Origin of the sequence: Sphingomonas sp. MS122 (assembly GCF_049532975.1) — a bacterium.
Classification (GTDB): domain Bacteria; phylum Pseudomonadota; class Alphaproteobacteria; order Sphingomonadales; family Sphingomonadaceae; genus Sphingomonas.
The window spans coordinates 485,932-506,943 of record NZ_CP186695.1 but is presented as its reverse complement, the minus strand read 5'-3'; the positions used below and the strand labels follow the sequence as shown (position 1 = coordinate 506,943).

The following is a 21,012-nucleotide window of genomic DNA, read 5'->3' as shown; positions in this document are numbered from 1 at the left end:
GGATGGCGGCGTAACAGGAGAGTATGATGGGCAGGTTGATCGCGCTGACAGCGTTGACTTCGATAATGGCGATGCCGGCGCTGGCGCAGGGCGTGGTGCAGAACACCGCGCTGGAGGCGGGCGGCGCGAGCGCGGCATCGCCCGATGGCAAGCTCCGCGTCACGGTGACCGTCGATGGCGACGGACGGCCGCATTACGCCGTCACGCGCAACGGCAAGCCGCTGATCGAGCCGTCGCGGCTCGGTCTCCTGCTCACCGATGCGCCCAAGCTCGAGCGCCGCTTCGCGATCGAGAGCCAGGCGACGACCTCCGCCGATTCGACCTGGGAGCAGCCCTGGGGCGAGTGGAAGACGATCCGCGACCGCCACACCGAGTTCCGCGTGCGCCTCAAGGAAACCACCGCGCTGGCGCGGGTGATGGACGTGGTGTTCCGCATCTTCGACGAGGGCGTCGGCTTCCGCTACGAATTCCCCGACCAGCCCAACCTCAAGCACGCCAACATCGCCGACGAGCTGACCGAGTTCGGCGTCGCCGGCAACGGCACCGCCTGGTGGATCCCGGCGGGCGAATGGAACCGCTACGAATATCTCTACAACCGCACCAGGATCTCCGAGGTCGGGCAGGCGCATACGCCGATCACGGTGAAGCTCGAGGACGGAACGCACATCGCGTTCCACGAGGCGGCGCTGGTCGACTATTCGAGCATGTGGCTGCGGCGCGTGACCGGCACGCGGTTCAAGGCGCAGCTCTCGCCCGGCGCCGGCCCGGCGAAAGTGGTCAAGAACGGCCCCTTCACCACGCCATGGCGCACCATGGTGATCGCCGACGATGCCGCGGGGCTCTACACCGGAAGCCGCATGACGCTGAACCTCAACGAGCCCAACAAGCTCGGCGACGTCAGCTGGGTCAAGCCCGGCAAGTTCGTCGGCGTGTGGTGGAACATGATCAAGGGCAAATGGACCTGGGCGCGCGGACCCCAGCACGGCGCCACCACCGCGAACGTCAAGCGCTACATCGACTTCGCCGGGGCCAACGGCATCCCGGGCGTGCTGGTCGAGGGCTGGAATGTCGGCTGGGACGGCGATTGGTTCGGCAACGGCACCGACATGGATTTTTCCGGCCCGACCGAGGATTTCGATGCCGAGGCGCTGGCCGCCTATGCCAAGAAAAAGGGCACGTCGCTGATCGGCCACCACGAGACCGGCGGCTCGGCGAGCCATTACGACAAGCAGCTCGACAAGGCCTTCGCCTGGTCGGCGGCGCATGGACAGAAGGTGGTCAAGACCGGCTATGTCGCCGATGCCGGGCAGATCGGCCGGGTCGATCCCGACGGCTCGGAGCATCGCGAATGGCATGACGGCCAGTGGATGTCGAACCACCATCTGCGCGTCGTGCTCGCCGCCGCCAAGTACAAGGTAAGCGTCGACCCGCACGAGCCGATCAAGGACACGGGCCTGCGCCGCACCTACCCCAACTGGCTGGCGCGCGAAGGCGCGCGGGGGCAGGAATATATGGCCTGGCAGGGCAAGAACCCGCCCGAACACGAGGCCAACCTCGTCTTCACCCGCATGCTGTCGGGGCCGATGGACTTCACGCCTGGCATCCTCAGCCTCAAGGGCGAGAAGGACAGCGACATCCCCTCGACCATCGCCAAGCAGCTCGCGCAATATGTCGTGATCTACTCGCCGGTGCAGATGGCTGCTGACGAGCCGGAGGTCTACGCCAGGCTGATGGACGCGTTCCAGTTCATCAAGGACGTCCCCGTCGACTGGGCGGACACGCGCGTGCTCAACGGGGAGGTCGGCGACTATGTGACGATCGCGCGCAAGGACCGGCACAGCGCCGACTGGTATCTCGGCGCGGTCGGCGACGAGCAGGCGCGCAATCTCGAGGTCACGCTCGATTTCCTCGATGCGGGCAAGACCTATACCGCGCAGATCTACCGCGACGCGCCCGACACGCGCTTCGATGCCGAAACGCGGCACAAATATGTAATCGAGACGAAGAAGGTCCGGCGCGGCGACAAGCTGACGCTGGCGCTCGCCCCCGGCGGCGGGCAGGCGATCCGGTTCGCGGCGGGTCGATAAGTCCATCAGCCTCTCTGAACTTACCCCTCCCGTCATGCTGAACTTGTTTCAGCATCCATCATGCAACAGGCGGCTTCGTCGCCTGTGAAGGAATGGGCCCTGAAACAAGTTCAGGGTGAGAGGGGTAAGATGGAGGCCGTTCCTATCCGCGCACCCATTCCACCTTGGGGTCGTTGAAGTCGATTACGTCGGCCAGCTCCCACACGTTGCGATAGCCATAGCCGACCAGGTTGATGAAGGTCTGGATATTGAGCGCCAGCGGCCGCGCCTTCATCGGCACGGGGCGCGTGCGGTTCGAGAAATTGTTGTTGCAGTAGATCAGGACGCGGCGGTGGATATTCGGGCCCACCGTTTCCGCCAGCGACTCCGCGTTGAAATCGGGCAGCGCCAGGTTGACCGCGCCCTTGATATGCCCCTCGCGAAACGCGCTTTCCGAGCGCGCGTCGAGCAGCAGCGTGCCGGGCGAGGCCGCTTCCGCCTTGAACCGGTCGAAGGGCAGCAGCCGCTCGGCACGCAGCGCGCGGACATCGCTGGTCAGTTGCTGGAAGCCGGGATAGTCGATCTGCGGATTGCGGCGTTCGTCGTCGCGGGACTGGCCGAGCGCGGGCGTCGCGGCGCCGAGGCCGACGAAGGAGAGGAACAGGCGGCGGTCCATCTTGCTGCTCCGTTGTTCGAGTGAAACGACCCTGCACGCGCAACGCTGTCCATCGCATGAACCGTTGACGCCGCGCGGGCCACGGCGCACCAGTCTCAGCCGCAAGAAAAGGGGGAGCGCATGGCCGGCGGACTGTTTCGTACCAAGAGCGTGAAAGGCGCGGCCGAGCATGCGCCCGAGCATCGCCTCGCCGCCACGCTCAGCTGGCCGCATCTCGTCGCGCTCGGTGTCGGCGCGATCGTCGGCACCGGCATCCTCACGCTGATCGGCGTGGGCGCGGGCAAGGCCGGGCCGGCGGTGATCCTGTCCTTCGTCATCGCCGGCGCGATCTGCGCCTGTGCCGCCCTCGCCTATGCCGAGATGGCGACGATGATGCCCGCCTCGGGCAGCGCCTATGCCTATAGCTACGCCGTGCTGGGCGAGATCGTCGCCTGGGTCGTCGGCTGGTCGCTGATCCTCGAATATTCGCTGGTCGTCAGCACCGTGGCGGTCGGCTGGTCGGGGTACGCCGCGCCGCTGCTCCATGCTTGGACGGGCATGCCGATGGAACTGATGGCGGGACCGCATGCCGACGGCATCGTCAACCTGCCCGCGATCTTCATCATCGCGGTGGTGGCGGGGCTGCTCTGCTTCGGGACCAAGGAAAGCGCGACGCTCAACGCGGCCCTGGTGGCGGTCAAGACCGTCGCGCTCGCCGTGTTCGTCGCGGTGGCGCTTCCTTACTTCAACAGCGCCAATCTCGAGCCGTTCGCGCCGTTCGGCTTCGCCAAGACGCTTTCCCCCGACGGGGTTGAGCGCGGGGTGATGGCCGCGGCGGCGATCATCTTCTTCGCTTTCTACGGCTTCGACGCGATCTCGACCGCGGCCGAGGAAACCAAGAATCCGGGTCGCGACCTCGCCATCGGCATCGTCGGGTCGATGATCGCGTGCGTCGCCATCTACATGCTCGTCGCGGTTGCCGCGGTCGGCGCGGCGCCGTTCACCAGCTTCGCCAACAGCCCCGAGCCGCTCGCGCTGATCCTGCGCGAGCTGGGCCGACCGGGCTTCGCCACCTTCCTCGCGGTATCGGCAGTGATCGCCTTGCCGACCGTGCTGCTCGGCTTCCTGTTCGGGCAGAGCCGCATCTTCTTCACCATGGCGCGCGACGGGATGCTTCCCGTCGGCCTCGCCAAGGTGTCGCGCCGCGGGTCGCCGGTGCGCATCACCTTGTTCACCGCGGCGATCGTCGCGGTGATCGCCGGGCTGCTGCCGATCGACGAGATCGCGGCGCTCGCCAATGCCGGGACGCTCGCCGCGTTCACTGCGGTGGCGGTGTGCATGATGGTGCTGCGCCGCCGCGCGCCCGACGCGCCGCGCATGTTCAGAACGCCGCTCTGGTGGCTGGTGGGTGCGGGCGCGGTGCTCGGCTGCATCTACCTGTTCTTCAGCCTGCCGACCAAGACGCAATTGTGGTTTCTCGCCTGGAATGCACTCGGCGTCGTCATCTACTTCGCCTATGCGCGGCCCAAGGTGACCAAGAAGGGGGTCGAGTGAGCGGCTGGCATATCGGGATCATCGGCGGATCCGGGCTTTACGACGTCGAGGGGATCGAAGGCGGCGAATGGCTGGACGTCGCTTCGCCCTGGGGCGCGCCGTCGGACGCGATCTTCACCGGGCGGATGGGTCACGCGCGCGTCTCGTTCCTGCCGCGGCACGGGCGCGGGCACCGCATCTCGCCCTCCGAGCTCAACAACCGGGCCAACATCGATTGCCTGAAGCGCCTCGGCGTCACCGACGTGCTCGCGGTCTCGTCGGTCGGCAGCCTGCAGGAGATGCGCGCGCCGGGCACGTTCAGCGTGGTCGACCAGTTCGTCGACCGCACCAAGGGGCGGCCGTCGAGCTTCTATGGCACCGGCATGGTCGCGCACGTCTCGATGGCCGACCCGGTGTGCCCGCGCCTGTCGCATCTCGCAGCGGAAGCGGCGCGCGCCGCCGGGGCCGAAGTGCACGAGCGCGGCACCTATCTCGCGATGGAGGGGCCGCAATTCTCGACGCGCGCGGAGAGTCATCTCTATCGCAGCTGGGGCTGCCATGTGATCGGCATGACCGCGATGCCCGAGGCCAAGCTCGCCCGCGAGGCCGAGCTGCCCTATGCGCTGGTCGGCATGGTCACCGACTATGACTGCTGGCGCGAGGAAGAGGCGGCGGTCGACGTGGCGCAGGTGATCGCCCAGCTCTCGGCCAATGCGGCGAAGGCGCGCGCGATGGTGGTCAATTTGCTGCGCGCATTGCCGGAGGTACGCGAGCCCTCGCCGATCGACACCTGCCTCGACACCGCGCTGATCACCGCGCCGCATGTGCGCGATCCGGAACTCCTCGCGAAGCTCGATGCGGTGGCGGGCCGGGCGCTGGGCGGCTAGCGCCCGGCTCTCGCGATCCGCGCCAGGATCGCACGCCGCCGCGCGTCGGTCGCGCTCGACCATTCCGCGATCTCGTCCAGCGTGCGTCCGCAGCCTTCGCACAGCCCGTCCTTCATGCGGCAGATGCTGACGCACGGGCTCTCGACGGCGGGCAGGGGGGTGAAGTCGAGGAAGTCATCCTCGTCTTCGGCTGCGGTCACGCCGGGATCGTGAAGTTGAGGAAGTCCGGGACCGGGCCGTTCCAGCCCTCGTCGGGACCGTCGTCCTGCTCATCGCGACGGCGATTGCGGTCGCGATCGCGGCGCGGGCGGTCGTCCCGGCGCGGTTCGCGCGGCTCCGGGCGGCGTTCCTCGCGGCGGGCTTCCTTCGGGGCGTCCGCGCTCGGCTCGGCCTTCTTCTCGCGGGGCTTGTCGTCGCGCGGCTTGTCTTCGGACTTGCCCTTCGCCGGCTTCCTGCCGCGGCCCTTCTTCGCTTCCGTGGGCTCGTCGCCGGCCGGCAGCTCGCCGATCCGCTCGATCTTGCTGCCCTGCAGCTTCTCGATATTCTCGATCGCCTCCGCGTCCGCGCTCGAGACGAGCGTATAGGCGGTGCCGGTGGCGCCCGCGCGGCCGGTGCGGCCGATGCGGTGGACATAATCGTCCGGGTGCCACGGCGCGTCGAAGTTGAAGACGTGGCTCACGCCCTTGATGTCGAGTCCGCGCGCCGCGACGTCGGAGGCGACCAGGATATTGACGTCGCCCGCCTTGAACCGGTCGAGCTCGGCGATGCGCGAGGCCTGGTCCATGTCGCCATGGATCTCGGCCGAGCGGTAACCGTGCTTCTTGAGGCTCTTGTTGAGCTCGCGCACCGTCGTCTTGCGGTTGCAGAAGATGATCGCGGTGCGCACGTCCTCGGCGCTCAGCAGGCGGCGCAGCGTCTCGCGCTTGGCGAAGGCGCTGTTCGCCACCGGCACGAGCCGCTGTGTGATGTTGGTGTTGGTCGAGGCGGGGCGGGCGACCTCGATCGTCTTGGGGTTCGACAGGAACTTGTCGGCCAGCTTCTTGATCGGCGGCGGCATCGTCGCCGAGAACAGCAGCGTCTGGCGGTTGGCCGGCAGCTTGGTGCAGATATTCTCGATGTCGGGAATGAACCCCATGTCGAGCATGCGATCCGCTTCGTCGATCACCAGCAGGTTGCAGCCGGTGAGCAGGATCTTGCCGCGCTCGAACAGGTCCATCAGGCGGCCGGGCGTGGCGATGAGCACGTCGACGCCCTTCTCCAGCGCCTTGACCTGGTCGCCCATCTGCACGCCGCCGATCAGCAGCGCCATCGACAGCTTGTGATGCGTGCCGTACTTCTCGAAATTCTCGGCGACCTGCGCGGCGAGCTCGCGCGTCGGCTCGAGGATCAGGCTGCGCGGCATGCGCGCGCGGCTGCGGCCCTGCGCCAGGATGTCGATCATCGGCAGCACGAAGGACGCGGTCTTGCCGGTGCCGGTCTGGGCGATCCCGATCAGGTCGCGCATCATCAGCACCGAAGGGATCGCCTGGCGCTGGATCGGGGTCGGGTCGGTATAGCCGGCCTCTGTGACGGCCTTCAGCAATTCGTCAGAGAGGCCGAGATCGGCAAAGCTCATCCAGATGTCCGGAAAATAGGGGCGCAGGCCCACATTAAATCAGCCGCGCGCATTGGGGAAATGGCGCGCAAAGTCAAGATAAGTTCAAGTCAGCGCGCGGGAATCAGGGTACGGAACGCCTTGATTCGGCATTCCCCGCCCGAACGCGACCGGAACATGTCGCGCTTGGCGCAGATCATGCCGTCCCGGGTCGGCTTGACGTAGAAGCCCGAATAGAAATCGAGCGCGGGACATTCGCTGCCGAGCTTCGCGCGCAGCCGCTTGCCCCCGGCGAGGAACAGGTCGACGCTGTCGGGACGCGTGATCGTGGCGCCGGCCAGGCTCTGCATCTTGACGCACTTGTCGGCGTCCTTCTCGACCCAGGCGATCGGCGGAAGCGGCGCGGCGGGGGCGGAGATACGGCGTACCGCATCGGGGCGCGGCACGCGAATCACGAAATGCTGCTGGATGCGAATCTGTGCCACCCGCGTCACGCCGGTATTTGCCTTGGATGCGGCTTTGCGCGTCTCGCCCGGCGGGGCGAGCGGCAGCAGCAGCGCAGCACTGGCAGCAAGCAACAGATTCACCATCTCATCCTGCCCCATAGCGGGTGGGCTTGAACAGTGGATGAATTGCTCCCTCGCGCGGCGGATGGTAGCGGCGCTGGCATGACGCCGGCACAAGCGCAACTGGTCGAGGCCGTCGCGGCGCGCTTCGGCCCCAAGACGGTGATCACCGAGCGCCAGGCGATCGCACCCTGGCTCGACGACTGGCGCGGCCGCTATCACGGCGCGGCGGCGGCGATCGTGCAGCCCGATTCGGTCGAGGCGGCGGCGGAAACGGTGCGCCTCGCGGCGCGGCTCGGCGTCCCGCTGGTGCCGCAGGGCGGCAACACCTCGATGGTCGGCGGCGCGACGCCTCCGGACGACGGATCGGCGCTGATCCTGTCGCTGCGGCGCATGAACCGCGTGCGCCGGATCGACGCGGCGGCGAATCTGGTCGAGGCGGAAGCGGGGGTGATCCTCGCTCATCTGCACGATGCGGTGCTGGCGCAGGGGCGGCGCTTCCCGCTGACGCTCGGCGCGAAGGGCAGCGCGACGGTGGGCGGGCTCGTCTCGACCAATGCCGGCGGGACGCAGGTGCTGCGCTTCGGCACGATGCGCGGGCTGGTGCTCGGGCTCGAGGCGGTGCTGCCCGATGGCAGCGTGCATGACGGCCTCGCCGCGCTCAAGAAGGACAATCGCGGCTATGACCTCAACCAGCTGCTGGTCGGCGCGGAAGGAACGCTCGGCGTGGTCACCGCGGCGAGCCTGAGGCTGGCTCCGGCCGTCCATGCCCGTGCGGTCGCGTGGGTGGGGCTCGCTTCGCCCCATGCCGGGCTCGATCTGCTGCGGATGGCCGAGGCCGCGACCGATGCGATCGAGAGCTTCGAGATCGTGCCGGCCCATTCGCTGGACGCGGTGCTCAGGCACATTCCGGGCACGCGTGCGCCGCTCGCCGGCGCGCATCCCTGGCACGTGCTGATCGAGGCGGTGGCGACGAGCCCGGTACAGGCGCCACCCGCGGCGCTGCTCGAGCGGCTGCTCGGCCAGGCGCTCGAATCGGGCTTGGCGGCGGACGCGGCGATTGCCGCGAGCGAGGCGCAGGCCGAGGCCTTCTGGAAGCTGCGCGATTCGATCTCCGAGGCCGAGCGTGCGAGCGGCCCGGCGCTCCAGCACGACATCTCGGTGCCGGTCGCGGCGATGCCCGACTTCATGATCGAGGGCGCGCGCGCGGTCGAGGCGCGCTTCCCCGGGACCAGCGCGGGGGCGTTCGGGCATCTCGGCGACGGCAATGTCCATTTCCACGTGCGCGCGCCTGCGGGAAGTCCGGCGGACTGGGCGGCGCGTAATGCCGAAGTCGTCAGCCCGTTCGTCCACGATCTCGTCGTCGCGGCGGGCGGATCGATCTCGGCCGAGCATGGCATCGGCCAGATGAAACGCGACGAACTTGCCCGGCTTTCCTCGCCGGCCCGGATGCACGCGCTCGCCGCGATCAAGCGCGCAATCGATCCCATGAACCTGTTCAACCCCGGGAAGCTCGTTTCCCTTGCACCGGAGCGTCACGGTCAATAGACCGCGCCAGTCCCGAATCCAGGAGAGTTTCATGGCCAGCGCGCCGCAAGCACAGGGTCTTCCGCTTTTCTACAACGACCTCCAGCCGCTCTCGAGCGAGATTCACGGCAATTTCCGCATCCGCCGGGCGGACGCGGCGCCGTTCCTCGCCAAGCAGCATGCGATCCCGCTGACGGTGGAGGAGTTCCCGCTCGTCCAGCGCAACATGCCGATCGTCTTTTCGATCGGCGACGATGCCGTTCCGCTGGGGCTGATGGGCCTCAACGAAGGCGTCAATGTCTTCTTCGACGAGAATGGCAAGATCCGCGAGGGCGAGAACATCTACGTTCCCGCCTATGTCCGCCGCTACCCCTACATCCTCGCCCGGCTGCGTCCGGACGCCGAGGAACTGTCGCTGTGCTTCGACCCGACCTCCGACACGATCGGCGCGTTCGACGAGGGCGATGCGCTGTTCGAGGATGGCAAGCCGACCGAGCTGGTCCAGCAGATCCTCAAGTTCAACGAGGAGTTCGAGATCGCGGGGCAGAAGACCAACGCGTTCATCAAGGAGCTCAACGACCTCGAGCTGCTGATGGACGGCGAAGTCGCGATCCAGCCCGAGGGCGCGGCACAGCCCTATATCTATCGCGGCTTCCGCATGGTCGACGAGAACAAGCTCAACGACCTGCGCGGCGACCAGCTGCGCAAGATGGCGCAGAACGGCATGTTGCCGCTGATCTATGCCCATCTCTTCTCGCTCGGCCTGATGCGCGAGATCTTCGCGCGCCAGCTGCAGCAGGGCGGCGTGGCGCCGCAGCCGGCGCCGGTGGCCTGAAGACGCGCGCGCTCCCGGCCGCTTGTGGCCGGGAGCGTCGCATCCCCTAGTCGCGGCCCCCGTTGCGTCCGATATCCGGCAAGCGCGCTTTCGGCAGGATTCCGCCTGAAACGAGCGGCTTGCGGGCCATTCCTCTTCAATTCGTCGCATTTCCGATTGTGGCCTTGAAGCCACGGTCAAGCCCCCCTATATTCTGTTCAGTACGGTTCCGTGTCCCCCCTTTCGCGGAGCCGTGCGGCACGCCCTCGGGCGTGTCTCCTCCCTGAACCTTGGCCGCCCGGTGGCAACACCGGGCGGTTTTTTTTATTGCGCCGCGGCTGCCAGGGGGAGCGCTTCGTCGGCGATGGCGTCGATGATCCGGCGCAGCAGCGTGGCGGTCGAATCGAAGCCGGGCCCGGGTGTCTCGCGTCGCCGGTCGAGATAGAGCGCGCGGTCGATCTCGATCTGGATCGCGTGGATGCCCGCTGCCATGTCGGCGTGGCGATCGAGCACATGGCCGCCCGCATAGGGCGTATTGACGGCGCTGCGGACGTTCGCGGCGTGGATCGCGCCCTCGATCCGGCCGACGAAGCGCGCCGCGGCGGATCGTCCGAAGCGATCGCCGATCACGATGCGCGCGCTTCCGGTCGCAAGTGGCGGCATCGAGTGGATGTCGAGCAGCACTGCGACGCCGAAGCGGTCGCGCGCCGCCGCCAGCGCCGTGGCGAGCGCGGCGTGATAGGGCCGGTGATCGCGCTCGATCCGCTGCCGCACATCCTCATCCGCGAAGCGGTGGCGCCACAGATCCACGGCGCTCGCACGACGGGGGACGAGACCGAGCCCGCTGCGCAGCTTGAGCGACATCGCGCCCTCCGGCATCGGGGTCGCGCCTTCGTCGATTCGCGGATCGCGTTCGTGCTCGGCGCGGTTGAGATCGATCCACGCGCGCGCGCGATTGGCGACGAACAGCGTTTCCGCCCCGCGCGCGGCGAGCGCGAGCGTGTCGGCGTGCCGGTCCTCGAGCGGGAGCAGGCTGGCGAGCGGCACGCGCAACGCGGCGCGCAGCGGCAACGGATAATCGCGCCCGGCATGGGGGACCGAGAGGACCACCGGCGACACCGGCGTTTCCGGGCCATGGCGGTCGAAGGAGGGGGGCACGCTCACGCGTCCAGCCTATGCGCGCCGGGCGGACAGGGCAACGGGCCGGACGGCTGGAAAATCTTAAGCCCTTGGCGCATAGTCTATCGCCTCGCGGGCGGCCTGGATTCGCGCGGCGGGTGCGCCGCGTCGGGCGCGGCAAGGGGTTGGGATGATCAGGATTCTTCTGGCTGAGGACGATCGGGTGATGCGCGAGTATCTCGCGCGCGCGCTCGAGCGTTCGGGCTATGCCGTGACGGCGGTCGACCGCGGTACCGCGGCGCTGCCGCTGCTCGAGACCGAGCGCTTCGACCTGTTGCTGAGCGATATCGTCATGCCCGAGATGGACGGGATCGAGCTGGCGCAGAAGGCGGGCGAGATCGCGCCCGACATGCGCGTCATGTTCATCACCGGCTTCGCCGCGGTCACGCTCAAGGCGGGCAAGCAGATCCCGTCGGCGCGCGTGCTGTCCAAACCGTTCCACCTGCGCGACCTGGTGCTCGAGGTGGACCGGCTGTTCGAGATGGAGCAGGTCCCGAGCAGCAATTGATTCCGGCGCTTGCAAGGGGGGACGCCCCCCGCTAAAGCGCCGCTTCCCGAGATTCGCCGCAAGGCAATCGGGCGCGTAGCTCAGTGGTAGAGCACTGTGTTGACATCGCAGGGGTCGCAAGTTCAATCCTTGCCGCGCCCACCATTTTCAAAGCCCGCCGGGACCGCAGTCCTGGCGGGCTTTCCCGTTTCGTCTCAAGCGGATGCGACGGGCGGAGGATCGATTGCCGCGGTAGCACGTTCAATCGTCACGAGCGGGAGCATCAGGAGGATGCCATGAACCAGCGCGATCAGGACCAGAACCGCAATCCGGGCGGCCAGCAGCAACAGCAGCGCGACCAGAAAATGGACAAGCAGCAGAACCAGCAGCGGCAACGCCAGCAGGACGGCGGCGAGCAGAATCGCCAACAGCGTGACAAGATGGATCGCGACGAGGGCCAGGGCCGGCAAGACCGCTGACCCGCTTCGTCCGGGACCGGACATTCGAAGGGGCCCTCGCGGCCCCTTCTTCTTGTCTTGAGCTGGCGCGAAGCGGCGATTTAGGCTCGGGCGCCCGCGACTTCGCTCTCGTTGTAGCGCAGGGCCTTCAGCACCATGTTAACGATATGCGGAGCATTGAGGCCCGCTTCGTCATATTGCAGCTCGGGCTTGTCCTGGTCCTGGAAGACGTCCGGGAGCCGCATCGTGCGCAGTTTCAGGCCATTGTCGATCAGCCCTTCGTCGCTCGCCATGGTCAGGACGTGCGCGCCGAGGCCGCCGACCGAATTCTCCTCGATCGTCACCGCCACCTCGTGAGTCGTCAGGAGGCGGCGGATCAGCGCCTCGTCGAGCGGCTTGGCGAAGCGCAGGTCGGCGACGGTGGTCGAGAGGCCCTTGGCCTCGAGCGCGTCGGCGGCCTTGAGCGCCTCGGCAAGGCGTGTGCCGAGCGAGAGGATCGCGACTTTCTTGCCTTCGCGCACGATACGGCCCTTGCCGATCTCGATCAGCTCGGGCGTCTCGGGCAGCGCCACGCCGACGCCGTTGCCGCGCGGATAGCGCAACGCGATCGGGCCGGCGTCATATTCGGCGGCGGTGCGAGTCATGTGCACCAGCTCGGCCTCATCGGCGGCGGCCATCACCACGAAATTGGGCAGCGCCGCGAGATAGGTGACGTCGAAGCTGCCCGCGTGGGTCGCGCCGTCGGCGCCGACGAGGCCGGCGCGATCGATCGCGAAGCGCACCGGTAAGTTCTGGATCGCGACGTCGTGCACCACCTGGTCATAGGCGCGCTGGAGGAAGGTCGAATAAATCGCGCAGAACGGCCGCATGCCCTGCGCGGCGAGACCGGCGGCGAAGGTCACCGCATGCTGCTCGGCGATGCCGACGTCGAAGGCGCGGTCGGGATGCGCCTTGGCGAACTTGTCGACCCCGGTGCCCGAGGGCATCGCCGCGGTGATCGCGACGATCCGCTCGTCGGTCTCGGCGAGCTTGGCGAGCGTCTCGCCGAACACGTTCTGATAGGCGGGCGGCCCCGGCGGCGCCTTGACCTGCGCGCCGGTGATCACGTCGAACTTCTGGACGCCGTGATATTTGTCGGCGCTGTTCTCGGCGGGGGCATAGCCCTTGCCCTTCTTGGTCACGACATGGACCAGCACCGGGCCTTCGCGGGCGTCGCGCACATTCTCGAGCACCGGGATCAGATGGTCGAGATTATGGCCGTCGACCGGGCCGACATAATAGAAGCCCAGCTCCTCGAAGAGAGTCCCGCCGGTGACCAGGCCGCGAGCATATTCCTCGGTCTTGCCGAGCGACTGGTGGACGCGGCGCGACAGCTTCTTGACCATCCGGCTGGCGAGGCTGCGCAGCCCCAGATATTCAGACGAGGAGACGACGCGCGCGAGATAGGCCGAGAGGCCGCCGACCGGCGGGGCGATCGACATGTCGTTGTCGTTGAGGATCACGATCAGCCGGTTGCCGGCCTGCTCGGCATTGTTCATCGCCTCATAGGCCATGCCCGCGCTCATCGCACCGTCGCCGATCACCGCGATGCCGCGGCCGGGCGTGCCGGCGAGCTTGTTGGCGACCGCGAAGCCGAGCGCGGCGGAGATCGAGGTCGACGAGTGCGCCGCGCCGAACGGGTCGTATTCGCTCTCGCTGCGCTTGGTGAAGCCGCTGAGGCCGCCGCCCTGGCGCAGCGTGCGGATGCGGTCGCGGCGGCCGGTCAGGATCTTGTGCGGATAGCATTGATGCCCGACGTCCCAGACCAGCCGGTCCTCGGGCGTGTTGAACACATAATGGATCGCCACGGTGAGCTCGACCACGCCGAGCCCCGAGCCGAGATGCCCGCCGGTGGTGCCGACGGCGGAGATCGTCTCGGCGCGCAGCTCGTCGGCGAGCTGGCGGAGCTGGGCGGGCTTGAGCTTGCGGAGGTCAGTCGGCGTGTCGACGGTGTCGAGCAACGGCGTCGTGGGAAGGTCGGCCATTTGCCGCATCTACTCCAGGGTCATGATGGTGTCCAACGCCCCTGCAGCGGCGATGGACGCATCGTCATGAGCGAAAGCTGAGCAGATGCTGAAAAGCGCCTCAGGCGGCGCGGCGCTGCCCCAGCGAACGGCCAAGACGGCTGGCAATGTCGAGATTGGCCTGCTGGTCCGGGCCATGCGAATCGAACAACAATTCGTGCCGCACCACGCGCGCCCCGCAATAGTCGAAGATGCCATGGTCGATCTGCGTGCGCATCGCGCCGAAATAGCCGTGGCGCGCATAGGTGCCGGCATCCGTACCGCCGACCGCGATAAGCACGACCTCGAGCCGCCCGAGCTTCTTGCGCCCGTCGCCCTCGGTGTAGCCATAGGCCCAGCCATTGGTGAACACGCGGTCGATCCAGCCCTTGAGCAGCGCGGGGAAGGACCACCAATAGACCGGATAGACCAGCACCAGCCGGTCGGCGCGATCGATTCGCGCCTGCTCGGCGAGGATGGCCGCCGCCGGCGTCGCCGTCAGCAAGTGCGCGGCGAGGTCTCGCGCGGTCTGGCGCGGATCGAAGCCTTCCGCCGCCAGATCGGCGATTTCGACGCTCACCCCCGCATCGGATTCCCGAAGCCCGCTTGCGAACGCGTTCGCGACAGCATGGGTCAGCGAGTTGGGATCGGGGTGGGAAATCACGACAAGGTTACGCATCAAACACCTCCGAACGCGCTGGCATGTCCGCCCTCGCGTCTATATACTAGTAGTAAGTTACTAATGGTATATAGTGATGTCAAGCAGCGCTGAGACGAGCGACAAGCGTGTGCGTATGGCGCGAGGCGAGCGGCTGGCTCAGCTGCTCGACCTGGCGTGGAAGATCGTGCGCGAGGAAGGGACGGACGCGCTCACGCTCGGACACCTGGCCGCGCGCGCCGGTGTCACCAAGCCCGTGGTGTACAGTCATTTCGGCACCCGCGAGGGGTTGCTCGCGACGCTGTTCCGCCGGTTCGACGCGCGCCAGACCGAATTGATGGATGCAGCGCTCGAACGCAGCAAGCCGACGCTAGCCGATCGCGCGCACGCGATCGCCTCATCCTATGTCGATTGCGTGTTCACACAGGGCCGCGAGCTCCCCGGGGTGGTCGCGGCGCTCGACGGCTCGCCCGAAATGGAGCGAATCAAGCGAGAGTTCCATGCCGAGTTCATGGAGAAGTGCCGCGTGCTGCTCGCCCCCTTTGCGCCGTCGGGCGACGTTTCGGCCGCCGGGCTATGGAGCATGCTGGGCGCGGCGCAGTCATTGTCGCATGCCGCCGCGAGCGGGGCGGTGACGCGCGATGACGCCATTGCGGAACTCGACCGTTCGATTCGGGCGATGGTGGAGATGCGCTAGCGCGCGTTCAGTTGCAGTCGGCGCATTTGCCGCGCACCTCGATCACCGGGCGGATGGGCTGGAATCCGGCCTCGCGCGCGGCCGTGCGCACCGTCTTGGTGATCGAATCGTCGTCGATATGCGTGGTCTGGCCGCACGAATCGCAGACGAGGAAGATGCAGTCGTGCAGGCAATTGGGGTGCGCATTGGCGACATAGGCGTTAGCGCTCTCGACGCGGCGGGCGAGGTTGGCGCTCACGAACAGGTCGAGGATGCGATAGACGCTGTTGGCCGCGACACGACGCCCTTCGGCCTTCGACACCGCCTCGGCGATGTCATAGGCAGAGGCCGGCTTGTCGAAGCTGGCCAGCGCGTCGAAGATCGACGCGCGCATGCTGGTCCACTGCTCGCCGGCCTTTTCCAGCGCAGCCTGTGCCGCGCGGGCGAGATCGGCGCCCTCGGGCTCATGGTGCTTGTGGCCGTGATGATCGTGCGCGTGCATGGGGGGAATGTAAGCCTGCGAAGGCTTCGCAGCAAGGTTCAGTAGGTCGCCCGCCGGTTGAGGTCATGGCCGAGCGCCAGGATCGCGACGCCGATCACCGTCCAGAGGATTTCCTGCCCGCCATGCGGCAGCGTCAGCGCGCCCGCCATCATGCCGAGACCGAACGCACCGACCGCCGAGGGGAGCATATAGCCGTGCTTCCAGATGCCGCGGCCGAGCGCGACCAGTCCGAACAGGATCGCGAGCACCAGGCCGATCTCATGGATCGCCGGATGCAGGAAAGCGCCCGCCGCCGAGGCGAGCGCGAGCAGCACCGTGCTCGCGACGCAATGCGCCAGGCACAAGCTCGACAGCCCGATCGCAAGACGATCGAACCGCGAATCGACCTGTTCCCAGAATCGCGGGGCGAGCACAGTGGCCATGGCCGGCATATAGAAGCGTGCCAGCTAAGTTACAACATAACATCGTGCGATTGCTGCCGGATCGGGCGGCTCGACTCGGTGAGGGCTGCGGGTTATTTTGCTCCGGCAACAGATAGGGGGTATTTCGATGAAATATGCCGCCGCCCTGCTCGTCGCGCTGGTCGCTACGCTCTTCTTTGCAACACCCGCTTCGGCGCAGACGACCGTCGAATGCGTGTCGCACAATGGCGAATATGCCGAATGCCGCGCGCCGCTCGACGCGCCGCAGCTCGTCTATCAGATTTCGAGCGCGCCCTGCATCGTCAACCGCACCTGGGGTTTCAACCGCCGCACAGGCTATGTCTGGGTGAGCGAGGGGTGTGCCGGCGTATTCGCCGATCCCGGCGGCTATCATCACGGCCAGGCGAACACGCATGACCAGGGCGCGCGGCACTACGACCCGCACGGGCGCGATGGCGGCGCGATCGCCGGAGCCGTACTCGGCGCATTGCTGGTCGGCGCGATCGAGAGCGGCCACCACACCACGAGCAACCGGCATCCCCAACCCTATGACGGGTGCCACGGCAATGGCTGCCTGGTCGACAACCCCGATCGCCCGCGAGACAGCGGCTATGACGGATGCCATGGCAGCGGCTGCCTGGTGGACAACCCCGACCGCCAATCCGCTTCGGCGGACCTGTCGACCGACGGGATCGAGCGCTGCGCCAGCGCCGCGGTCGAGCGTGCCCGGTCGGTCGGGCGCAATCCCCGCATCGGGCGGATCATCGATCAATATCCCGATTCGGACGGCTATCATGTCGAGGGGGAGGTCAATGTCGGCAGCGGTGCGCTGAAATTCCTGTGCGTATGGAACGGCAGGCGCGCCAATGTAATGCTCGGATCGGGGCTCTGATTCCCCGCGCCGCCCGCTGGCATTTATGGTGAGCAGCGCATAAACGGCTCGGGTGTCGCAGTTTACCTATACCATCCGCCCGCGCGCGATCGCCAACTGGCTCTATGCCGTCGCCGCGCTGATCGTCCTGATGGTCGCCGTCGGCGGGGTCACGCGTCTGACGGAGTCGGGGCTGTCGATCACCGAGTGGAAGCTGGTCACCGGCACCCTCCCGCCGCTGAGCGAAGCCGCGTGGCTCGCCGAGTTCGAGAAGTACAAGCGGATCCCCGAATATCAGCAGATCAACGCCGGCATGAGCCTAGCGGCGTTCAAGGGCATCTATTTCTGGGAATATCTGCACCGGCTGCTGGGACGGCTGATCGGGGTCGCCTTCGCGCTGCCGCTCGCCTGGTTCGCGATCCGGCGGGCGATCCCGCGCGGCTATGGCTGGCGGCTGGTCGGGCTGCTGATCCTGGGCGGGTTGCAGGGGGTGATCGGCTGGTGGATGGTGACCTCGGGCCTCGCCGAGCGCACCGATGTCAGCCATTTCCGGCTTGCCGCGCACCTGCTGCTGGCGCTGCTGATCCTCGCGCTGCTGGTGTGGACCGCGCTCGATCTGCGCGGGCTGGAGCGCGATCCTGGCTACCGGCCAGCGCGGCTGACCGCGGTCGCTGCATGGACCGGCCTGATCCTGTTCGTCCAGCTGATGTTCGGCGCGTTCACCGCCGGGCTCAATGCCGGGCTGGTGACCAATGAATGGCCACTGATGAACGGCAAGTTCTTCCCGTCCGAAGTGCTTGCGGCGCGTCCCTTCCTCGACGCGCTGGTCAACGACCCCGCGCTGATCCACTGGTTCCACCGCTGGTGGGCATGGGTGACGGTGACCGCCCTGATCGTGCTGGCGCGTCGCGCCAAGACCGCCGGGGATAGGGTGGCCTCGGTCGCTATCCATGTCGCGTTCGGCACGCAGATTCTGCTCGGCATCGCAACGGTGTGGACCGGCGTCGATATCCATGTCGCGGCGCTGCACCAGATCGTCGGCGCGCTGGTCGTCGCGGCGACCGCCTGGGGGGCGCATTCGGTGGGGAAGCGCCGATGAGCGACATCGCGTTGCTGCACGTGACCTTCGCCACGGCGGAAGAGGCGGAGCGGACCGGGCGGCTGATGGTCGAGGAGAGGCTCGCCGCCTGCGTCAATCTGCTCGGACCGTGCAGCTCGATCTATCGCTGGCAGGACCAGGTGGAGACCGCAGCCGAGTATCGCGCGCTGTTCAAGACCACGCCGCAGCTGGCGCGCGAGCTCGCCGACCGCATCGCCGCGCTGCACAGCTATGACCTGCCCGCGATCGAGATCTGGCCCGCCGCGGCCGGCGATGCCGTCGCCCGGTGGGTCGACGAATCGACACGGTGATTCCCGCCGCCGCTTCCGCGGTGCTGATCGCCCTGGCCGGGCAGGCGACCGCCGTCCGCTTCGATCCGCCGCTCGACAAGCCGTTGCGGGTGGTGACGGAGGCCGTCCGCACCGACAGCGGCGTCACGCGCCGCTTCGTCAACGCGCGCCGCGTCGTCTTCCGGCGCGTCGATGCGCAGCTCAAGGCCGAGGTCACGATCGAAGGATCGGAACCGATCGGTCCGAGCGACGATCCCGCCGCGATGGCGCGTGCGGGTTTCGCGCATATCGCGGGGCGCACGATCATGTTCCAGCTCGATGCCGGGGGGCGGGTCGTCGTGGTCGAGGATCACGCGGTAGTGTGGCGGGCGATGCTCGACGGCTTCGCCGCGCAGGCGCCGGTCGGAACCGATGCGCTCGACCGCAAGCGCGCGGGCCGCGTCCGCGCCATCGTGGGCGCGCTGGCGGCGATGTCGGCAGACCGGCAGCGCGAGACCCTCGCCTCGCTGATCGAACCGCTGATCGCCGCCGATACGGTGGGCGGGGAAGCGCCCCGCCCGGTCCGCGTGCCCGCGGCTTCCCCCTATGGCAAGGCCGAGCTGGAGGGAATCCGCGCGAGCCGGATGGTGCGCGGCCGGCTCGAGCTCAGCATCACCGCGCAAGGGGACATCGCGGTCCAGGGAGCGGATGGCGCGGCGCGCGCGCGCGTCACGCTCGAGACGCAGCGGGTGATCGACCCCGCGACCGGGCTCGTCCTGGATAGCCGCGAGAAGGTGCGCACGCTCGCGCCGGACGGGTCGATGGCGTCGGAACGCGAGTCGGTAAGCCGGCTGGAACATTGAGGGTATCATGATACCCGTCAGCAAAGCCGCGATTTGCTTGACTTTCGGCGCCCCTTTCGCCAGATGCCCGCCGTTCGCGCCGTCCTTTGTGGGCGGCGTCACGCATTTCTAACCCAAGAGGTCTGGCCCCATGAAGGCGCTGATGAAGACCACCAAGTCGGTGAAGCCGGCCGAGGTGGAAAAGAAGTGGCACATCGTCGATGCCGACGGCCTGGTCGTCGGCCGCGCGGCGGTTGTGATCGCCAATGTCCTGCGCGGCAAGCACAAGACCAGCTTCACCCCGCATGTCGATTGCGGTGACAACGTCATCGTGATCAACGCGGACAAGGTGCGGTTCACCGGCAAGAAGCTGGCCGACAAGGTCTATTACAAGCACACCGGCTATGCCGGCGGCATCAAGGAAATCACCGCGCAGAAGGTGCTGGAAGGCCGCTTCCCCGAGCGCGTGCTGGAGAAGGCGATCGAGCGCATGATCCCGCGCGGCCCGCTGGGCCGCCAGCAGATGCGCAACCTGCGCATCTACAAGGGCGCCGAGCATCCGCACGAAGCGCAGAACCCCGAGGTCCTCGACATCGCGGCGATGAGCCGCAAGAACAAGGTGGGCGCATAATGTCCGACAATCGCCAGTCCCTTTCCGATCTCGGCACCATCGCCGCCGGCGCGCCCGAGGGTGCCGAGGCCGCGACCAGCGCCGACGCCTATCTGGCCGGCGCCCCGGTCGCCGAGACCGCGCCGCTGCGCCAGCAGGAGCTCGACAAGTTCGGCCGCGCCTATGCCACCGGCCGCCGCAAGGACGCCGTCGCGCGGGTATGGATCAAGCCCGGCTCGGGCAAGATCACGATCAACGGCCGCGACCAGGAAGTCTATTTCGCGCGCCCGACGCTGCGCCTCGTCATCAACCAGCCGTTCGGCGTCGCCGAGCGCGAGGGCCAGTATGACGTGGTCTGCACCGTCAAGGGCGGCGGGCTTTCGGGCCAGGCCGGCGCGGTCAAGCACGGCATCGCCCAGGCGCTGACCAAGTATGAGCCGATCCTGCGCACCCCGGTGAAGCAGGCCGGCTTCCTGACCCGCGACAGCCGCGCGGTCGAGCGCAAGAAGTACGGCAAGGCGAAGGCCCGCCGCAGCTTCCAGTTCTCGAAGCGCTAAGCGCGAGGCGCTGCCAAATCGAAAGGGCGGTTCGGCAACGGGCCGCCCTTTTTGGTTGCGCGCGCTCCGGCTAGAGATGCGCGCATGACCTTTACCGATCCGCTCGTCGCACGCATCGTCACCTTTCTCGAGCGCATCGGCATCCCGGTGATCGTCGACCAGGTTCCCGAGGACGCGCTGCTGACAGGCGCGACCGTGCGCCGCGGCGCGCTGGTGTTCGATCCGGAGATGCTGGCGTGGCCGGGCGACCTGCTCCACGAGGCCGGGCATATCGCCGTCACCGATCCGGCGGTACGCGCCGCGCAGGATGATGTGTCCCCCGACCCTGGCGAGGAACTGGCGGCGATGGCCTGGTCCTATGCCGCCGCGGTAGCGATCGGGATCGATCCGCAGATTGTGTTCCATGATGGCGGCTACCTTGGCGGCGGCGGCAACTACCTTGAATCCTATTGCAATGGCGGCACCGGGATCGGGGTGCCGATGCTGCAATATTACGGGATGAGCGCCGAGCCTCATCAGGCCGAAGCACTGGGCCGCGCCTCCTTTCCATCAATGACGCGCTGGCTGCGCTGACACCGATGGCTAGCATGCGGCGGATCGCGCAGCGATTTTCGTTGCGCTTCAGTCGTATACTCGAATCGGTCAGGACTGTGTCCCCGCCGCATCTATCGGCCGTCAAAATAGGCGCAATTGTAACA

The 21,012-nt window shown here is 67.5% G+C and carries 24 protein-coding genes and 1 tRNA gene; 15 read left to right on the top strand and 10 right to left on the bottom strand.

All coding sequences use genetic code 11. From position 1 onward, the window contains the following. Positions 1-26: 26 nt before the first annotated feature. Positions 27-2,087: a glycoside hydrolase family 97 protein gene (locus ACO227_RS02415; protein ID WP_423604985.1), complete on the top strand. Its 2,061-nt coding sequence runs from the start codon at positions 27-29 to the stop codon at positions 2,085-2,087. Positions 2,088-2,229: 142 nt separating this feature from the next. On the opposite strand, the gene ACO227_RS02410 is transcribed toward ACO227_RS02415, so the two are convergent. Then, positions 2,230-2,742, bottom strand: a complete 513-nt coding sequence (locus ACO227_RS02410; RefSeq protein ID WP_423604984.1) for a rhodanese-like domain-containing protein — start codon at positions 2,740-2,742, stop codon at positions 2,230-2,232. Positions 2,743-2,862: 120 nt separating this feature from the next. On the opposite strand from ACO227_RS02410, the gene ACO227_RS02405 reads away from it, so the two are divergent. Together ACO227_RS02405 and mtnP are read left to right on the top strand one after the other, a co-directional pair. Next, entirely contained in the window at positions 2,863-4,275 is a 1,413-nt protein-coding gene (locus ACO227_RS02405; RefSeq protein ID WP_423604982.1) for an amino acid permease, read from the top strand. Then, a complete protein-coding gene (mtnP, locus tag ACO227_RS02400; RefSeq protein ID WP_423604981.1) occupies positions 4,272-5,141 on the top strand; it encodes an S-methyl-5'-thioadenosine phosphorylase in 870 nt (289 codons plus the stop codon). Before ACO227_RS02405 ends, mtnP begins: the two co-directional genes overlap by 4 nt. Here the strand turns inward: mtnP and ACO227_RS02395 are convergent. The 3 genes from ACO227_RS02395 to ACO227_RS02385 all read right to left on the bottom strand — a co-directional run bounded on the left by ACO227_RS02395 (position 5,138) and on the right by ACO227_RS02385 (position 7,325). Then, positions 5,138-5,341, bottom strand: a complete 204-nt coding sequence (locus tag ACO227_RS02395) for a DUF1289 domain-containing protein (protein WP_423604979.1) — start codon at positions 5,339-5,341, stop codon at positions 5,138-5,140. The genes mtnP and ACO227_RS02395 overlap by 4 nt on opposite strands. Beyond that, positions 5,338-6,756, bottom strand: coding sequence for a DEAD/DEAH box helicase (locus ACO227_RS02390; RefSeq protein ID WP_423607438.1), 1,419 nt, complete (start codon positions 6,754-6,756; stop codon positions 5,338-5,340). Before ACO227_RS02390 ends, ACO227_RS02395 begins: the two co-directional genes overlap by 4 nt. A gap of 89 nt (positions 6,757-6,845) precedes the next feature. After that, positions 6,846-7,325, bottom strand: coding sequence for a hypothetical protein (locus tag ACO227_RS02385; protein ID WP_423604978.1), 480 nt, complete (start codon positions 7,323-7,325; stop codon positions 6,846-6,848). A gap of 78 nt (positions 7,326-7,403) precedes the next feature. Between ACO227_RS02385 and ACO227_RS02380 the strand changes: the two genes are divergently transcribed. Both ACO227_RS02380 and ACO227_RS02375 read left to right on the top strand, forming a co-directional pair. Further along, a complete protein-coding gene (locus ACO227_RS02380; RefSeq protein ID WP_423604976.1) occupies positions 7,404-8,849 on the top strand; it encodes an FAD-binding oxidoreductase in 1,446 nt (481 codons plus the stop codon). A 31-nt stretch (positions 8,850-8,880) separates the two neighbouring features. Continuing rightward, positions 8,881-9,663 (top strand): SapC family protein, encoded by a 783-nt coding sequence (locus ACO227_RS02375; RefSeq protein ID WP_423604974.1) that lies wholly within the window; start codon positions 8,881-8,883, stop codon positions 9,661-9,663. Positions 9,664-9,966: 303 nt separating this feature from the next. Here the strand turns inward: ACO227_RS02375 and ACO227_RS02370 are convergent, their stop codons facing one another. Continuing rightward, the gene (locus tag ACO227_RS02370; protein ID WP_423604972.1) at positions 9,967-10,806 is read right to left on the bottom strand and encodes an N-formylglutamate amidohydrolase; all 840 of its coding nucleotides are present in this window, start codon (positions 10,804-10,806) and stop codon (positions 9,967-9,969) included. Positions 10,807-10,951: 145 nt separating this feature from the next. Here ACO227_RS02370 and cpdR point away from each other — a divergent pair, with 145 nt between their 5' ends. Together cpdR and ACO227_RS02360 are read left to right on the top strand one after the other, a co-directional pair. Next, positions 10,952-11,329 carry a cell cycle two-component system response regulator CpdR gene (gene cpdR / locus ACO227_RS02365; RefSeq protein WP_265119036.1) on the top strand — a complete coding sequence of 126 codons (378 nt, stop codon included), beginning with the start codon at positions 10,952-10,954 and terminating at the stop codon, positions 11,327-11,329. A gap of 69 nt (positions 11,330-11,398) precedes the next feature. After that, positions 11,399-11,473, top strand: a tRNA-Val gene (locus ACO227_RS02360). 50 nt (positions 11,474-11,523) lie between these two features. On the opposite strand, the gene ACO227_RS02355 is transcribed toward ACO227_RS02360, so the two are convergent. The 3 genes from ACO227_RS02355 to ACO227_RS02345 all read right to left on the bottom strand — a co-directional run bounded on the left by ACO227_RS02355 (position 11,524) and on the right by ACO227_RS02345 (position 14,487). Then, positions 11,524-11,778, bottom strand: coding sequence for a hypothetical protein (locus ACO227_RS02355; RefSeq protein ID WP_423604969.1), 255 nt, complete (start codon positions 11,776-11,778; stop codon positions 11,524-11,526). Positions 11,779-11,867: 89 nt separating this feature from the next. Next, complete coding sequence (dxs, locus tag ACO227_RS02350) at positions 11,868-13,790, bottom strand: 1-deoxy-D-xylulose-5-phosphate synthase (RefSeq protein WP_423604967.1); 1,923 nt, start codon at positions 13,788-13,790, stop codon at positions 11,868-11,870. Between the two features lie 100 nt (positions 13,791-13,890). Further along, a complete protein-coding gene (locus tag ACO227_RS02345) occupies positions 13,891-14,487 on the bottom strand; it encodes an NAD(P)H-dependent oxidoreductase (RefSeq protein ID WP_423604966.1) in 597 nt (198 codons plus the stop codon). 76 nt (positions 14,488-14,563) lie between these two features. Between ACO227_RS02345 and ACO227_RS02340 the strand changes: the two genes are divergently transcribed. Beyond that, positions 14,564-15,163: a TetR/AcrR family transcriptional regulator gene (locus tag ACO227_RS02340; RefSeq protein ID WP_423604964.1), complete on the top strand. Its 600-nt coding sequence runs from the start codon at positions 14,564-14,566 to the stop codon at positions 15,161-15,163. Between the two features lie 7 nt (positions 15,164-15,170). Here ACO227_RS02340 and ACO227_RS02335 read toward each other — a convergent pair whose 3' ends face one another. Both ACO227_RS02335 and ACO227_RS02330 read right to left on the bottom strand, forming a co-directional pair. Then, the gene (locus tag ACO227_RS02335) at positions 15,171-15,644 is read right to left on the bottom strand and encodes a Fur family transcriptional regulator (RefSeq protein ID WP_423604962.1); all 474 of its coding nucleotides are present in this window, start codon (positions 15,642-15,644) and stop codon (positions 15,171-15,173) included. Between the two features lie 38 nt (positions 15,645-15,682). Further along, a complete protein-coding gene (locus ACO227_RS02330; RefSeq protein ID WP_423604961.1) occupies positions 15,683-16,066 on the bottom strand; it encodes a MerC domain-containing protein in 384 nt (127 codons plus the stop codon). Positions 16,067-16,193: 127 nt separating this feature from the next. Between ACO227_RS02330 and ACO227_RS02325 the strand changes: the two genes are divergently transcribed. From ACO227_RS02325 to ACO227_RS02295, 7 genes are all read left to right on the top strand, one after another. Continuing rightward, positions 16,194-16,958: a DUF3011 domain-containing protein gene (locus ACO227_RS02325; protein WP_423604960.1), complete on the top strand. Its 765-nt coding sequence runs from the start codon at positions 16,194-16,196 to the stop codon at positions 16,956-16,958. Between the two features lie 130 nt (positions 16,959-17,088). Then, positions 17,089-18,036: a COX15/CtaA family protein gene (locus ACO227_RS02320; RefSeq protein ID WP_423607436.1), complete on the top strand. Its 948-nt coding sequence runs from the start codon at positions 17,089-17,091 to the stop codon at positions 18,034-18,036. Continuing rightward, positions 18,033-18,347 (top strand): divalent-cation tolerance protein CutA, encoded by a 315-nt coding sequence (gene cutA / locus ACO227_RS02315; protein WP_423604958.1) that lies wholly within the window; start codon positions 18,033-18,035, stop codon positions 18,345-18,347. The genes ACO227_RS02320 and cutA overlap by 4 nt, the downstream gene beginning before the upstream one ends. Continuing rightward, positions 18,344-19,168 (top strand): hypothetical protein, encoded by an 825-nt coding sequence (locus tag ACO227_RS02310; protein ID WP_423604956.1) that lies wholly within the window; start codon positions 18,344-18,346, stop codon positions 19,166-19,168. The genes cutA and ACO227_RS02310 overlap by 4 nt, the downstream gene beginning before the upstream one ends. 130 nt (positions 19,169-19,298) lie before the next feature. Further along, on the top strand, positions 19,299-19,778 hold the full coding sequence (gene rplM, locus ACO227_RS02305) for a 50S ribosomal protein L13 (protein WP_423604955.1): 480 nt from the start codon (positions 19,299-19,301) through the stop codon (positions 19,776-19,778). Further along, positions 19,778-20,314, top strand: a complete 537-nt coding sequence (gene rpsI / locus ACO227_RS02300) for a 30S ribosomal protein S9 (RefSeq protein ID WP_423604953.1) — start codon at positions 19,778-19,780, stop codon at positions 20,312-20,314. Before rplM ends, rpsI begins: the two co-directional genes overlap by 1 nt. Before the next feature lie 84 nt (positions 20,315-20,398). Continuing rightward, on the top strand, positions 20,399-20,887 hold the full coding sequence (locus ACO227_RS02295; protein WP_423604951.1) for a hypothetical protein: 489 nt from the start codon (positions 20,399-20,401) through the stop codon (positions 20,885-20,887). Positions 20,888-21,012: the final 125 nt, after the last annotated feature.

Coding starts and splice junctions, on each gene's coding strand:
- ACO227_RS02415 (WP_423604985.1), top strand. CDS start 27: ATGGGCAGGTTGATCGCGCTGACAGCGTTGACTTCGATAATGGCGATG.
- ACO227_RS02410 (WP_423604984.1), bottom strand. CDS start 2,742: ATGGACCGCCGCCTGTTCCTCTCCTTCGTCGGCCTCGGCGCCGCGACG.
- ACO227_RS02405 (WP_423604982.1), top strand. CDS start 2,863: ATGGCCGGCGGACTGTTTCGTACCAAGAGCGTGAAAGGCGCGGCCGAG.
- ACO227_RS02390 (WP_423607438.1), bottom strand. CDS start 6,756: ATGAGCTTTGCCGATCTCGGCCTCTCTGACGAATTGCTGAAGGCCGTC.
- ACO227_RS02385 (WP_423604978.1), bottom strand. CDS start 7,325: ATGGTGAATCTGTTGCTTGCTGCCAGTGCTGCGCTGCTGCTGCCGCTC.
- ACO227_RS02380 (WP_423604976.1), top strand. CDS start 7,404: ATGACGCCGGCACAAGCGCAACTGGTCGAGGCCGTCGCGGCGCGCTTC.
- ACO227_RS02375 (WP_423604974.1), top strand. CDS start 8,881: ATGGCCAGCGCGCCGCAAGCACAGGGTCTTCCGCTTTTCTACAACGAC.
- cpdR (WP_265119036.1), top strand. CDS start 10,952: ATGATCAGGATTCTTCTGGCTGAGGACGATCGGGTGATGCGCGAGTAT.
- dxs (WP_423604967.1), bottom strand. CDS start 13,790: ATGGCCGACCTTCCCACGACGCCGTTGCTCGACACCGTCGACACGCCG.
- ACO227_RS02345 (WP_423604966.1), bottom strand. CDS start 14,487: ATGCGTAACCTTGTCGTGATTTCCCACCCCGATCCCAACTCGCTGACC.
- ACO227_RS02340 (WP_423604964.1), top strand. CDS start 14,564: ATGTCAAGCAGCGCTGAGACGAGCGACAAGCGTGTGCGTATGGCGCGA.
- ACO227_RS02335 (WP_423604962.1), bottom strand. CDS start 15,644: ATGCACGCGCACGATCATCACGGCCACAAGCACCATGAGCCCGAGGGC.
- ACO227_RS02330 (WP_423604961.1), bottom strand. CDS start 16,066: ATGGCCACTGTGCTCGCCCCGCGATTCTGGGAACAGGTCGATTCGCGG.
- ACO227_RS02325 (WP_423604960.1), top strand. CDS start 16,194: ATGAAATATGCCGCCGCCCTGCTCGTCGCGCTGGTCGCTACGCTCTTC.
- ACO227_RS02320 (WP_423607436.1), top strand. CDS start 17,089: ATGGTCGCCGTCGGCGGGGTCACGCGTCTGACGGAGTCGGGGCTGTCG.
- cutA (WP_423604958.1), top strand. CDS start 18,033: ATGAGCGACATCGCGTTGCTGCACGTGACCTTCGCCACGGCGGAAGAG.
- rplM (WP_423604955.1), top strand. CDS start 19,299: ATGAAGGCGCTGATGAAGACCACCAAGTCGGTGAAGCCGGCCGAGGTG.
- rpsI (WP_423604953.1), top strand. CDS start 19,778: ATGTCCGACAATCGCCAGTCCCTTTCCGATCTCGGCACCATCGCCGCC.
- ACO227_RS02295 (WP_423604951.1), top strand. CDS start 20,399: ATGACCTTTACCGATCCGCTCGTCGCACGCATCGTCACCTTTCTCGAG.